We start from the raw sequence: 13,347 nt of genomic DNA, 5'->3' as shown, positions 1-13,347 counted from the left end.
TTGCTATGATTAAGAGGTTGGTCAAAAGTACATTATTATTCTTTGTTTTTGGAATTCTTTCCTGCGGAAACGCTCATAGTGAAAGCTCTTCGGAAAATCCTGAAGTTGTCTCACCGGAAAAACTTTCAGATTCGGTTCCTTCTGAAATTTTACCAGCCGCAAACAGGATGGATCTTATACTTCCGAAGATTGCAAATAGAACTATCGGGATCGTGGGAAATCAAACTTCCGTAGTAAAAAGAGAGAACGGAGGATACACTCATCTTGTGGACACTTTATTAAGCAAGAATGTCCAGATAAAAAAGGTTTTCGCTCCCGAACATGGTTTTCGCGGAACTGCAGATGCTGGCGAAACCGTCAAAAGCGGTAAAGACCCAATTAGTGGCCTTCCGGTTATTTCTCTCTACGGAAGCCATAAAAAACCAACTGCTGAAGACCTGAAAGGCATAGAATTACTAATCTTCGATATTCAGGATGTTGGAGCCAGGTTCTATACGTACATCTCAACCATGCATTATGTCATGGAAGCCTGTGCAGAACAAGGAATTCCGGTTCTAATTCTGGACAGACCAAATCCTAACGGACATTATATTGACGGTCCAATTCTCGAAAAACAACATCAGAGCTTTGTGGGAATGCATCCCGTACCGGTAGTGCACGGAATGACCATTGCTGAATATGCAAAAATGATCAACGGAGAAAAATGGTTCGAGAACGGAATTCAGTGTGATCTGGAAACAATTGCTATGCAGAATTACCAGCATTCGATGAAGTATAAACTACCTGTAAAACCATCCCCAAACCTCCCCAACGCTAAATCGGTCAATCTCTACCCAAGTCTTTGCTTTTTTGAAGGAACGAATGTGAATGCCGGCCGCGGTACGAATCTTCAATTCCAGGTTTTTGGCTCCCCTTTTCTGGATGAGGAGCATTTCGATTATGCTTATACTCCAAAGTCGATGGAGGGTGCCAAATATCCAAAGCATGAGAATAAGGAATGTTTCGGGCGCAATTTAAGCACTGCGGAAACATTGAATTTCATCAACCTGGAATGGTTGCTGGAAGCTTATCACAATACAGAAGATCAGGAACAGTTTTTTAACGATTTCTTCCTGAAACTGGCTGGAACTTCTTTACTGAAAGATCAAATTATAAAAGGTCTCTCTGCTGAAGAAATCCGGGAATCCTGGAAGCCAGGTCTCGAAGCTTTTCAAAAGACTCGTAAAAAATATTTGATGTACCCTTAGATGATCAGCTAGTTTCCTGCAGATTTTTAGCCCTGGTTTTATAAAGATCTGAATTGTTTAGTTTTTCCAATTCTTCGGTCCACTTACTAATTTGTGCCTCTTCACCATTTTCTATGGCCATGCAGTAATTTAGAAAAGTATATAAGCCCCAGTTATATTTACGCAATTCTTCTTCGTCAATTTTCTTCTTTAGAAACCGTTCAACCTTTCTATAATTACCCTGATAGAGATCAACGTTTGTCACAAGCAGATCCAGTTTCTGACTAATCATCTTATAATTAGACTGTTTTTCGTCCAGCAGATCCTGAGCTTCATTAAGATATTCTTCGGTTACATTTAGAATCGGTCGTCGAAGATCCTTTTCCAGGTATAAGCTATAATCCAGGTATTTCTGTGCAAGTCTAAGAGCCGTAGCGTAACTTGGTTTTCTTTTATGATAAGCTGACTCTACCTGCAAAAACGACGTATTTAGTTTGAATTTCTCCAGAACCCTCATGGTCTCCTGTTTATTGGTATAGCCAAGATTGTTATGAATTACCTTGCCATTGGCATCCATGATCACCACATACGGAATCCCTTTTACCCCATACTCCAAGTTCAATTGACGCTGCGTGTCAAAATCAACTCTTAAAGGAATATAGTTTTGCATCACTTCCTGTATTTCCTGATCACTCCATACATCACGATCCATTGCTTTACATGGACCGCACCAGGTAGCCCAGAAGTCTACCAATATCAGTTTATTGCTAGCGATAGCTGCATTTTTCGCCGCTTCAAGATCTGTATACCAATTACTTGCAAAGAGATTAGACCCACATAAAAGCAGGAGAAGAATAAGACTTTTCATCGTTAAGGTTTTCCCAAAAATATAAATTTTTTAGACCTAAGTGTTACGATTTAATCTTTTTTTCATTTCCTCGACGATATTGTATGCCGCCGGACAAATGCTGGTATTTTTTATAGTGAGAGAAGATATTTTATGAAAATCCTTGCGGTCTGTATGAGGATATTCCCTGCAGGCTTTCGGGCGCTGATCATATATACCACAGTAATTGTCGTCGCCTAAAAAAGGACATGGCACCTGTTGTAGCACATAATCGTTCTCCTCATCCAGCCTGAGATAAGTATCTATAAAATCTCCGGGCTTCATTCGAAAATGTTTACTGATCCTTCCAATATCTTTTTGTGTAAACAAAGGTCCCGTAGTCTTACAGCAATTAGCGCATTGCAAACAGTCGGTTCTGGAGAATTCTTCCTCGTGCAATTCCACCATGAGCTTGTCGAGATCCTTTGGAGGACGCTTCTTTAGTCGCGAAAAAAATTTCCTATTTTCCTTCTTCTTATCTTTGGCGCGATTAGGTAAACTTTTAAGCTCTTCATCCATTGGACAAAAATAAGGATATATTCGGCAAAGCCATTGCAGGCTACTACAAAGAAAAAGATGAAACTCCCATCACGGTGCATTCACCAGACTTTGAAAATGATGAAATACCCATCGCTTATCTGTTTCGGGACTTTGAAGAAATGCCAAAGCTCGAACAGGAGGCAATAAAACTTTGCAAAGGCAGTATTCTTGATGTTGGTTGTGGAGCTGGTAGCCATGCACTTTATCTTCAAAATGAGCGCAAGCTGGAGGTTAAGGCTATTGATACATCTTCCGGAGCTATAGAGATCGCAAAAGAACGCGGACTAAACAATGCGGTTGTTCAGGATTTCTATAAGATCTCTTCGGAACGATTTGATAGCATTCTTATGTTGATGAATGGAACCGGGATCATTGGAAAACTTGATAATATCGATGATTTCCTTCAGCACTGTCATAAGCTACTGAATGATGACGGACAGCTGATTCTGGATTCTTCAGACCTTATTTATCTTTTCGATGATGAATTTATCGATTCCGAAGAATATTACGGAGAACTCACTTATGAATTAAGTTACAAAGGAGAAACTTCAGATCCTTTTGAATGGTTATATGTGGACAAAGAAATTCTTCAGAAGGCAGCAAACAATAACAATTTTTCCTGTGAGATCGTTCTTGAAGGAGAACATTATGATTATCTGGCGATTCTCAAAAAAGTCTAACTCGTTATTTTTCATATTTTTGCGCAAGATCTAATACAGAATGAATAAAATTTATAAAGCTTTTTTAATCCTGTTTTTGAGCAGCCTCGCTGTATCGTGTAGTAAGGATTCTGATAATGATTCCGAAGAAGGAAACAATAAAGCGGCTAACTTAAAGGTTACCGGTTCATCTGCTTCAGATCTATTAAGTGATACCGAATTTACTTCAATGAATATTGAGATCGTGTATGCTGAAGGATTTAAACCTGAGACAGAAGCGATCGATGCATTTAGAGATTTCCTGGAAAGTAGAGTTTATAAACCCGATGGAATTACCATCAATTTACGCTCTGTTGCAAGTTCGGGACTTACTCCTTTCGATGAAGATGATTTGAGAACTGTAGAATCCAATACACGTACGGTTTATACCATAGGCGATGAAATTGGAGTCTGGATATATTTTGCCGCTGGTAAGAAGATCAATGACTCCGAAACTAAGATCACTCTCGGCACGGCATTCAGAAATACTTCGATCATCTTGTACGGGGAAACTATCAAGAACTTTGCAAACAAGTTCAACGCTCCAAGTAAGGCAATTATTGAGGCCGCTACTTTGAATCATGAATTTGGACATTTGTTTGGTTTGGTCAATCTGGGTGTAGAGCCAGTTACAGATCACGAAGACCCGAATAATACTGCACACTGTATTACCGATAAATGCTTAATGAAGGCCAGTATTGAATTTGGTAGCGGGGTCATTAATACTATCGACAATAATAATCTTCCTCAACTTGATGATGCCTGTATTCTAGACTTACAATCTGCGGGCGGAAAATAAAAAACCCGGCGATCGCCAGGTTTTTTTAAATTAATTTATAATAGCTATTCCACTATTGAAATACGTCTGGATCCAGGTAATCTGGAGTTCCGTCGTTATCTGAATCGGTTAAGATCAAAGTTCCATCTTCCGTAATTTCAATTTCATCTCTTGTTGGAGTACCATCACCATCATCATCTGGATCTGATAAATTTGGAAGTCCGTCCTCATCGGTATCATCTGTAGTTACATCATTATCTCCATCCAGATCTTCCATAAATGAAGGAATACCATCATTATCATGATCTGCCTGATTTACCACATAACTACTAATTTGAAAAACAAGCGGTGAGTAAACCGGTATCGTCTCAGGTGAATTAAAGTAATAGGCCAACCCGGAAGGCATAAAAATAGCACCAATCCCGTAGTCATTATTCCATTCTACAGAATTGTCTGCATTTACTTTAAAACCAGTAGCTGCACCAAACTCAGTTAATCCAGCCTGAAATCCTTTAATAACTCCGCCAAGCGGTGTTACACGGTTATCAACGATCCCAAAATATGGTGAAAGATTAAACCAAACAGGGTTTCTTAAGTTAGAGTCGAAAACAGTCCCTGTGAGAAGTTCTCCTTCATAAGTAACAAAGGTAGAATCTGCAAAGGTAGGTTTCGCACCAGCACCTTCACGTACTCGTAGTACATATAGATTCTGGTCTACACCTTCATGATTAACGGTTTTCGTTATTAATTTATCTGAACTGATGATCGGCTCTTTGTCTGCATTTTCGCCAGCGATCGTATCGAATACGATTTGATAGTTGAAATCTTCAGAAGGACTTTCGAAGTCTTCATAGTTATAGAAGTGCGTTGACAGGTAGTCTAAAAGTGCCTGGTCGTCTTCGACCGCAACCTCTGTACGGTCACGAACTTCAACCTGGGCCAGACCGCCATCATCATCATTATTACATGCAAATGCAAGAAAAGCCGTAAGACCAACCAGCATCAATTTGTTTATTCTCATCAGAATTTTATTTTGGAGCCGCAAGATACAATAATCTTGTATTTTTGTTCAATATTGAACGGCGATTTGAAGGTATAAGTATGAGAGTTGATAAGTTTTTATGGTGCGTACGCTATTTTAAGACCCGAAGTCTGGCAACAACTGCCTGCAAGCAAGGAAAGGTAAGATTGAACGATGAGATCCAGAAACCAAGTAAAGATGTATTTCCTGGTGATAAACTGAGAGTTCGGAAAAATCAGATCAATTATGAATTAGAGATCCTCGATCTTCCTAAAAGTCGTGTTGGGGCCAAACTTGTTAATATCTATGTTCATGATATCACCCCGAAAGAAGCCTTTGAGAAACTGGATCTTTTAAAATACTCCAAGGACTATTACCGCAAAAAAGGTACTGGCCGCCCTACTAAGAAAGACCGTCGTGATATTGATGACTGGTTTGAAAATACAGATGACGGTTTAGACGAAAAGAAGGATGATGGCTTAGAGAAGAAAAAAGATGACTAAAGATTACTGGAACGATAGATATAAAAATAATCAAACCGGATGGGATCTTGGCGCTGTTTCGCCTCCAATTAGGAAATTTGCAGATGGTATTGAGAACAAAGAACTATACATTCTAATTCCCGGAGCAGGCAATGCTTATGAAGCTGAATATCTTTTTAAAAGTGGTTTCAAAAATGTCTTTCTCTGTGATATTGCTGAAATTCCTCTAAACTCATTTTCACTTCGCAATCCTGAATTTCCTGAGCAACAAATGCTGCACCAGAATTTTTTTGAAATTGAAAAATCCTTCGACCTAATCCTGGAACAATCATTTTTCTGCGCATTACCGGTTACTAAACGAAATGCATACGCTCAAAAAACCAGTGAACTTCTAAGATCTGAAGGAGTACTGGCAGGTTTATTATTTGATTTTGAATTAAAGGAAGACGGCCCACCTTTTGGCGGCAGTCGTGAAGAATATTTAACTTATTTTAGTCCGTATTATCATATTGAAATTCTGGAGAAAGCACACAATTCCATAAAACCTCGTTTAGGAAATGAACTATTCTTCAAATTCCGAAAAAAGTAATTTATGAAAGCCAAGCATTCAATTCTCAACCAGGATGAGATCAAGCATAAAATCAGGAGAATAGCATACCAGATCTATGAGAGTAATGTGGATGAGAAAGAGATCATTATCGCAGGAATCGCTAATAATGGATATATTCTAGCTCAGAAACTGGAAAAAGAACTTCAGGAAATTTCACCTTTAAAAACTACTTTGGGTAAAGTGGTGATTAACAAAAAAGCACCGTTGGATCCTATAAGTGTTTCTTTAAAACCCGAAGATTATCAAAATAAATCTTTGATCCTGGTGGACGATGTATTGAATTCAGGTTCCACCCTTATTTACGGAGTACGATACTTTCTGGACGTTCCAATTAAAAATTTTAAGACCGCCGTACTTGTGGACCGGAATCATAAACGCTACCCGGTGAAAGCCGATTTTAAAGGTCTATCTCTTTCGACTTCTCTAAGCGAAACGGTAAAAGTTATTTTTGAAAAGGATCATGAACGTGTAGAGTTATCTTAAAGTCTCCACTAATTCCCGGGTGATTTCAGAAGGATCTTTATCATTACAACTTAAAATTAGTTCACTTTGATTGTAATAAAAGCCTCTTTCGAACAAATGTTTTCTGATAAACTCTTCCAGCAGCTCTTCGGTATCCAAATGACTTATCACTGGCCTGTCTGCTTTTTCACGTTGCAATCTCTCTAATAAGGTTTGAATGTTCAGCTTAAGATAAATAGATCGTACCGAATCTGCATTTTTTATAAGCTCCATGTTGTCACCATAACACGGCGTGCCACCGCCAAGTGAAACTACCGCGTCCTCATCAAGGTTAATTAATTTCTCCAGCATCTTTCGTTCAGCTTTTCTGAAGAAAATTTCTCCCTTTCTCGCAAAGATTTCAGAGATCGCCATGTCGTACTCATTTTCGATCTCTTGGTCAAGATCATAAAATTTGTAGTTTAATTCTTCAGAAAGCAGTTTTCCAACGGTGGATTTACCGCTTCCCATGTATCCAATCAAAAAAATTTTCATCTGTAAATCACTTAAAATGAGCAAAAGGCAAAACTATGGTAAAATTATAGCAATTATGTCTTGAAAAATAAATTAATGCATGTATATTTGCACCCGCATTCGCAAAAAGACGGATGCTTTTTAATGATCTGGTAGCTCAGTTGGTAGAGCATCTCCCTTTTAAGGAGAGGGTCCTGGGTTCGAGCCCCAGCCAGATCACAAATAAGTTCCTATTTTATTGTTCAAGATCTGGTAGCTCAGTTGGTAGAGCATCTCCCTTTTAAGGAGAGGGTCCTGGGTTCGAGCCCCAGCCAGATCACTATTTGCTCGCTCCGATTTTTTATCGGAACTTGTTGACCAGCCTTATGGAAGCTTTCCATAAACTCACACCCGAGTGCTGGAATTGGTAGACAGGCATGGTTGAGGGCCATGTGTCCATTAGGGCGTGCGGGTTCAAGTCCCGCCTCGGGTACTACTTTCCAGGAAATATACAATTAGCCGCTAAGGCTTTTTTTTATATCCCATCTTAATTTTGTTTAATGTAAATTATGTTTAATTAAACATTTTAACTTTTCTCTATTACTTTCACCTTAATAATTGTTTAGATTTGTTTAATAGCTTAAAAGAAGTATGGAACACATCAAACAAAATTTTAGCATTAAGGATCTGGAGCATCTAAGTGGAATTAAAGCTCACACTATTAGGATCTGGGAAAAGAGATATAATATTCTTAATCCTGAAAGAACAGATACTAATATTCGTACCTACGATGGTGAAGACCTGCAGAAGCTGCTCAATATTTCTTTTTTGAACATTCATGGATACAAGATTTCACGTATCTCGAAAATGAAAGAAGATGAAGTTCATGCGCTTGTAAGAAGAATCTCAGCTTCTTCTAGTGTAGAGAACAGAGCCAAAAATGCTTTCAAGCTCGCAATGATGAATTTTGATGACAGGTTGTTTCAGAAGACTTACAATGATCTGGTCTCAAAATTGTCATTTAGAGATGTTTTTTACGATGTTTTTATTCCTCTGCTTGAAGAGATTGGGCTGCTGTGGCAAACTGATACCATCAAACCTATTCATGAGCACTATATTATTGAACTTATTAAACAAAAGATCTATATCAATATCGCCGAACTAAAATCTAACGGCGAGGAAGAGAATAACGACAAATTGTATGTTCTTTTTCTTCCCTATAATGAAATCCATGATATTGGTATTTTGTATCTTAATTATGAGCTTTTAAACGCAGGTAAAAATGTTATTTATGTCGGCCCGAGTTTGCCATTGGATAATATGGATTACCTGATGAAAATCCATAATGACCCGGTATTCGTAAGTTATCTTACCATCTCTCCTGTAAATACAGATGTTTCAGAATTTATAAATGAGTTCCAGGAGAAGTTATGTCAGGATAAACCAAGAGAATTCCTGTTATTTGGACAAAGAACGAAAGAAATTGATCAGGATGGTCTTCCTGGAAACATCAAAGTACAGACATCGATCAAAGATTTTATAAATAGTCTCTAAAAATCCCCAATGCCAAAAAAGATAAATATTATAGGATCCGGTTTTTCATCTCTAGCAGCTTCCTGCTACCTGGCTCAGGCCGGTTACGAGGTAGAAGTATTCGAAAAGAATGATACCGTAGGTGGTAGAGCCCGTCAATTAAAACGTGATGGTTTTACTTTTGATATTGGGCCAACCTGGTACTGGATGCCAGATGTTTTTGAACGTTTCTTTTCTGACTTCGGAAAATCCGCTTCAGATTACTTTCAACTGAACAAATTAGATCCAGCCTACGAAGTTTATTTCGGTAAAGATGACTCCGTAATAATTCCGGGTAGCCTGGAAGAGATCTATGAGACTTTTGAAGAAGTCGAAAAGGGAAGCTCAGAAAAACTGAAGAAATTCATCAAAAGAGCCCGTGACAACTATGACATCGCCATTAAAGATCTGGTTTATCGTCCTGGAGTTTCTCCAATGGAACTTGTAACAACTGCGACCGCAACAAGACTGGGGCGCTTTTTTACAAATATTAGTGGAGATGTTCGAAAAGAGTTTTCCAATGAAAAACTAAGACAGATCCTTGAATTTCCGGTATTGTTCCTGGGAGCAAAACCTAGTGATACCCCGGCTTTTTACAGTTTCATGAATTATGCCGACTTTGGATTGGGTACCTGGCATCCTCATGGAGGTATGTATAAAGTTATTGAAGGCATTACAGAGCTCGCAGAGTCCTTAGGCGTTAAGTTTCACCTCAATGCTAATGTCGAGGCTATTACTACTGAAGATCGCGCAGCAAAAGCGCTAAAAATAGACGGGAAACTTTATCCTGCAGATATCATTCTTTCTGGGGCAGATTATCACCACACAGAAACTTTGCTTCCAGAGTTTGATAGGCAATATTCTGAAAAATACTGGAAGAAGAAAACATTTGCACCCTCTTCCCTACTCTTTTATGTGGGCTTTGACAAGAAACTGAAAAATGTATCTCACCACACTTTATTCTTCGATAGCAGTTTTAAAGATCATGCAAAAGCCATATATGATGTCGCCGCATGGCCTGAAGATCCACTCTTCTATGCCAGTTTTCCATCAAAAACTGATGATTCCGTAGCTCCTGAAGGAAAGGAAGCAGGTATATTCTTAATTCCGCTTGCACCAGACCTTGAAGATACCGATGAGATTAGGGAACGTTATTTTAATATGATAATTGAACGTTTTCAGGCGCTTACAGGGCAGGAAATAAAAGGAAATATTATATTTAAGGAATCCTTTTGTGTAAAGGACTTTAAGGAAGCTTATAATTCCTATAAAGGAAATGCTTATGGAATGGCAAATACACTTTTCCAAACCGCATTTTTAAGACCTAAAATTAGAAGCAAAAAGGTGGAAAAATTATATTTTACCGGGCAGCTAACCGTTCCTGGACCAGGTGTACCACCATCCCTTATTTCAGGGAAACTTGCAGCTGGATTGATACAACAAAATGAACAAAACTAATTTATGAAAGCGATTTTTGATACGGTATCCCGGTCCTGTAGCAAAACTGTTACTAACAGCTATAGTACTTCTTTTAGCCTGGCCACTAAGATGCTGGCCCCCTCTATCAGGCAGGATATTTATAATATTTATGGATTTGTAAGATTTGCAGATGAGATTGTGGATAGCTTTCATGATTATGACAAGGAATTATTATTTAAAGATTTTGAAGCCGATCTATATAAGTCACTAAATCAAAGAATTTCTCTTAATCCAATTCTGAATGCTTTTCAGGAAACGGTACACCGGTACGATATAGAACCTCAACTTTACAAGGCTTTTATGGATAGTATGCGGCTGGATCTTCATAAATCTGAGTACTTGAGCGTTGAGGAATACCGCCAGTATATCTATGGCAGTGCAGATGTTGTTGGTCTGATGTGTTTAAAAGTTTTTGTAAAAGGTGATCAGGCGAAATACGAAGAATTAAAATCATCGGCGATGAGTCTTGGTTCGGCTTTTCAAAAGGTTAATTTCTTAAGAGATCTAAAAGCAGATTATGAAGATCTTAGCAGATCCTATTTCCCAAATGTGGACCTTTCAGAATTAGACGAGGTGAATAAACAACAGATAGTTGCTGAAATTGAAGAAGACTTCAGTAAAGGTTTAAGCGGGATCGCTCATCTTCCGGTTGAAGCTAAGTTTGGTGTGTATACTGCTTATATATATTATAGAAAATTACTTCAGAAACTTAAAAACGTCCCATCTTTGGAGATTAAAAATTGCCGGGTTCGTGTTCCTAATTATCAAAAGGCAGGACTACTGGCAAAATCCTATATTTCTTATAGATTGAATTTAATATAATTGATGATGATGCAAGTGATATTATGGCTATTAGTATTTTTTGGAACCTTTATGATGATGGAGGGAATGGCGTGGTTCACACACAAATATGTGATGCACGGTTTCTTATGGAAATTGCATAAGGATCACCACCACAAAGACCATAGTAGCTGGTGGGAACGAAACGATCTCTTTTTCGTTTTTTACGCTCTTGTAAGTATTGGGTGTTTCCTGCTCTGGAGGTATGAAGATGTATGGTTTGGCCTGCCTATTGGACTTGGGATTCTTGCTTATGGGATCACGTATTTTACAGTGCACGATATATTTATACATCAAAGGTTTAAGATCTTTAGAAATGCGAATAATAAATACGCAAAAGGTATAAGACGAGCGCATAAAATGCACCATAAACATCTTGGAAAGGATGACGGCGAATGCTTCGGAATGCTATTCGTACCTTTTAAATATTTCAGGAAATAAAATCTACCCCTAAATGATCACGCCAGACTATTACTACATCATCGTTGGTGGTGGACTGGCTGGGCTACAGCTTGCTCTAGAAATCAGGAACGACATTTTTTTTAAAGGAAAAAAGATTGCGATCATTGATCCTTCACTCAAAGATAATAATGACAAGACCTGGTGCTTCTGGGAAGAAGGTTCAGGTAAATGGGACGAGCTTATTCAGAAGGAATGGCAGCAAGGATCATTTAAAGCAGATTCCGTAGAGAAAGAACTGGATTTTGCACCTTATTCCTATAAGATGCTAAGATCCATTGACTTTTATGAATATGCGAAAAGCGAATTAACAAAGGATCCTGACACATACTTCATTCAGGATAAGATTAGCAGAATCGATGAAGTTACACGTACAGCTTTAGGTAAAAAGGAATCTTACACCGCTACTCATTTTTTTGATAGCAGACCACCACATGCTTATAAAGATGATTCTGGTAGCGCCAAGATCTACCAGCATTTTAAAGGGATATCTATTGAAACTCAGGAAGCTCAATTTGATCCTGAACGCTTTATAATGATGGATTATCGGGTCAAGTACAGGAACAGTACGTGTTTCACTTATGTCCTACCAGTATCTCCTAAAAATGCTCTTATAGAGTTTACCTTTTTTACTCCTTTTCTAACCGAAGAAGAAGTTTATGATGAGCAACTGGAAAAATATACTCGGGAAGTTTTAAAAATTGATGATTACAGTATTATTGAAAGTGAAACAGGTGTAATCCCAATGACCGACTACCCTTTCCATAAACACAATTCCAAACATATTACGAAGATAGGAACGGCCGGCGGTTGGGTGAAGGCATCTTCAGGATATTCATTTAAGAGTACTGAACGAAAAGTAAGCAAGTTACTGTCAAATATCAAAAGTGGTAAAAAGCCGGCGCAAGGTCTGTTTAGCAAAAGATTTCAGCGGTATGATGCGATATTTCTGGATGTTCTGGAAAAGCGCAATGATCTTGGTGAATCATTGTTCACTAAGTTCTATACGAAAAATAGTATTCAGAATATATTCAAATTTCTGGATGAAGAAACCACATTTTCCGAAGATATCAAGATCATGCAGAGCATGTTCCATCCTCAGTTCTTAAAATCTTTCTTCAATAAATTATAATTACTCTTGCAGCAATTTATCAAGAGTGCTTCGGAAGCTGTCCGAGTTCCAGTCGGCAGAACCAACCTTATCTATAACGATCTTCCCGGATTTTGAGATCACATAAGTAGTTGGCAATGTCTTACCCAGCATTGGCTCCGGTGCTTTTGTGCGCATCTTATAGGATGGTAAAGTAAAGCGTTTACGTTTCATATAATTATCAGTAGTTTGATGCTGTTCTCCGGAAACAAAGACGAAACGTACCTTTTCACCATAATCCTCATAAACTTCCTGGAAACTTGGCATTTCTGCAATACACGGCGGACACCAGGTTGCCCAGAAGTTCACTACGATAACTTCATTTTCAAATTCAGAAAATTCTATTCTCTTACCTCTCTTATCTTCCAGTATCCAATCATAACTGGCTAGTTTTTCCTGATCCTCTTCATCATTTACAGAGGGCGCGAAGGAAATAAGTTTGTTCACAAAGATCTGAACCGGCTTCCTGGTTTGAGGAATCACCATCACCAGAATTATCACGATAATGATAATATTTGACCACTGATTTTTAAATAGTTTCATAGCATTGCTTAAGTCCTGCAAAGAACGGAAAAATTACAATTTTGGACGGTGATCATCTTGATTCAATTTGAATAGTAGCTAATAATTCAAGACTCCAAATCATCTGATT

At 38.3% G+C, this 13,347-nt stretch carries 16 protein-coding genes and 3 tRNA genes; 14 read left to right on the top strand and 5 right to left on the bottom strand.

Translation table 11 applies throughout. The annotated features are described in order from the left end of the window. Window positions 1-5 precede the first annotated feature (5 nt). A complete protein-coding gene (locus tag JM79_RS04875) occupies window positions 6-1,247 on the top strand; it encodes a DUF1343 domain-containing protein (protein WP_141877071.1) in 1,242 nt (413 codons plus the stop codon). A 4-nt stretch (window positions 1,248-1,251) separates the two neighbouring features. On the opposite strand, the gene JM79_RS04870 is transcribed toward JM79_RS04875, so the two are convergent. Continuing rightward, window positions 1,252-2,094, bottom strand: coding sequence for a thioredoxin family protein (locus JM79_RS04870; protein ID WP_141877070.1), 843 nt, complete (start codon window positions 2,092-2,094; stop codon window positions 1,252-1,254). A gap of 36 nt (window positions 2,095-2,130) precedes the next feature. Continuing rightward, entirely contained in the window at window positions 2,131-2,631 is a 501-nt protein-coding gene (locus tag JM79_RS04865; RefSeq protein WP_141877069.1) for a YkgJ family cysteine cluster protein, read from the bottom strand. Here JM79_RS04865 and JM79_RS04860 point away from each other — a divergent pair. Both JM79_RS04860 and JM79_RS04855 read left to right on the top strand, forming a co-directional pair. After that, window positions 2,631-3,332, top strand: a complete 702-nt coding sequence (locus JM79_RS04860; RefSeq protein ID WP_141877068.1) for a class I SAM-dependent methyltransferase — start codon at window positions 2,631-2,633, stop codon at window positions 3,330-3,332. The genes JM79_RS04865 and JM79_RS04860 overlap by 1 nt on opposite strands. Before the next feature lie 40 nt (window positions 3,333-3,372). Continuing rightward, window positions 3,373-4,149, top strand: coding sequence for a hypothetical protein (locus JM79_RS04855; RefSeq protein ID WP_141877067.1), 777 nt, complete (start codon window positions 3,373-3,375; stop codon window positions 4,147-4,149). A 52-nt stretch (window positions 4,150-4,201) separates the two neighbouring features. On the opposite strand, the gene JM79_RS04850 is transcribed toward JM79_RS04855, so the two are convergent. Continuing rightward, on the bottom strand, window positions 4,202-5,149 hold the full coding sequence (locus tag JM79_RS04850; protein ID WP_141877066.1) for a hypothetical protein: 948 nt from the start codon (window positions 5,147-5,149) through the stop codon (window positions 4,202-4,204). 80 nt (window positions 5,150-5,229) lie between these two features. On the opposite strand from JM79_RS04850, the gene JM79_RS04845 reads away from it, so the two are divergent. The 3 genes from JM79_RS04845 to JM79_RS04835 are packed head-to-tail and all read left to right on the top strand — an operon-like array spanning window position 5,230 to window position 6,724. Next, window positions 5,230-5,652 (top strand): RNA-binding S4 domain-containing protein, encoded by a 423-nt coding sequence (locus JM79_RS04845; RefSeq protein ID WP_141877065.1) that lies wholly within the window; start codon window positions 5,230-5,232, stop codon window positions 5,650-5,652. Then, window positions 5,645-6,220: an SAM-dependent methyltransferase gene (locus JM79_RS04840; RefSeq protein ID WP_141877064.1), complete on the top strand. Its 576-nt coding sequence runs from the start codon at window positions 5,645-5,647 to the stop codon at window positions 6,218-6,220. The genes JM79_RS04845 and JM79_RS04840 overlap by 8 nt, the downstream gene beginning before the upstream one ends. A gap of 3 nt (window positions 6,221-6,223) precedes the next feature. After that, the gene (locus JM79_RS04835) at window positions 6,224-6,724 is read left to right on the top strand and encodes a phosphoribosyltransferase family protein (protein ID WP_141877063.1); all 501 of its coding nucleotides are present in this window, start codon (window positions 6,224-6,226) and stop codon (window positions 6,722-6,724) included. Here JM79_RS04835 and JM79_RS04830 read toward each other — a convergent pair. After that, complete coding sequence (locus JM79_RS04830) at window positions 6,716-7,237, bottom strand: shikimate kinase (protein WP_141877062.1); 522 nt, start codon at window positions 7,235-7,237, stop codon at window positions 6,716-6,718. The two genes, JM79_RS04835 and JM79_RS04830, sit on opposite strands and share 9 nt — an antisense overlap. Before the next feature lie 125 nt (window positions 7,238-7,362). Here JM79_RS04830 and JM79_RS04825 point away from each other — a divergent pair. The 8 genes from JM79_RS04825 to JM79_RS04790 all read left to right on the top strand — a co-directional run bounded on the left by JM79_RS04825 (window position 7,363) and on the right by JM79_RS04790 (window position 12,677). Further along, a tRNA-Lys gene (locus JM79_RS04825) sits at window positions 7,363-7,435 on the top strand. Between the two features lie 27 nt (window positions 7,436-7,462). Continuing rightward, window positions 7,463-7,535 (top strand) — tRNA-Lys (locus JM79_RS04820). A gap of 69 nt (window positions 7,536-7,604) precedes the next feature. Beyond that, a tRNA-Leu gene (locus JM79_RS04815) sits at window positions 7,605-7,688 on the top strand. 158 nt (window positions 7,689-7,846) lie between these two features. Continuing rightward, window positions 7,847-8,749 carry a MerR family transcriptional regulator gene (locus JM79_RS04810; protein WP_141877061.1) on the top strand — a complete coding sequence of 301 codons (903 nt, stop codon included), beginning with the start codon at window positions 7,847-7,849 and terminating at the stop codon, window positions 8,747-8,749. Between the two features lie 9 nt (window positions 8,750-8,758). Further along, window positions 8,759-10,225 carry a phytoene desaturase family protein gene (gene crtI, locus JM79_RS04805; protein ID WP_141877060.1) on the top strand — a complete coding sequence of 489 codons (1,467 nt, stop codon included), beginning with the start codon at window positions 8,759-8,761 and terminating at the stop codon, window positions 10,223-10,225. 3 nt (window positions 10,226-10,228) lie between these two features. Beyond that, complete coding sequence (locus JM79_RS04800) at window positions 10,229-11,068, top strand: phytoene/squalene synthase family protein (RefSeq protein WP_141877059.1); 840 nt, start codon at window positions 10,229-10,231, stop codon at window positions 11,066-11,068. A 9-nt stretch (window positions 11,069-11,077) separates the two neighbouring features. Further along, complete coding sequence (locus tag JM79_RS04795; protein ID WP_141879178.1) at window positions 11,078-11,527, top strand: sterol desaturase family protein; 450 nt, start codon at window positions 11,078-11,080, stop codon at window positions 11,525-11,527. A 13-nt stretch (window positions 11,528-11,540) separates the two neighbouring features. Further along, window positions 11,541-12,677: a lycopene cyclase family protein gene (locus tag JM79_RS04790; protein WP_141877058.1), complete on the top strand. Its 1,137-nt coding sequence runs from the start codon at window positions 11,541-11,543 to the stop codon at window positions 12,675-12,677. Here the strand turns inward: JM79_RS04790 and JM79_RS04785 are convergent, their stop codons facing one another. Continuing rightward, window positions 12,678-13,238: a TlpA disulfide reductase family protein gene (locus JM79_RS04785; RefSeq protein WP_141877057.1), complete on the bottom strand. Its 561-nt coding sequence runs from the start codon at window positions 13,236-13,238 to the stop codon at window positions 12,678-12,680. Between the last annotated feature and the right edge of the window lie 109 nt (window positions 13,239-13,347).

It is taken from the genome of Gramella sp. Hel_I_59 (assembly GCF_006714895.1).
Classification (GTDB): domain Bacteria; phylum Bacteroidota; class Bacteroidia; order Flavobacteriales; family Flavobacteriaceae; genus Christiangramia.
Note: the sequence above shows the minus strand (reverse complement) of the source record. Positions and strands in the feature narration are given on the sequence as shown.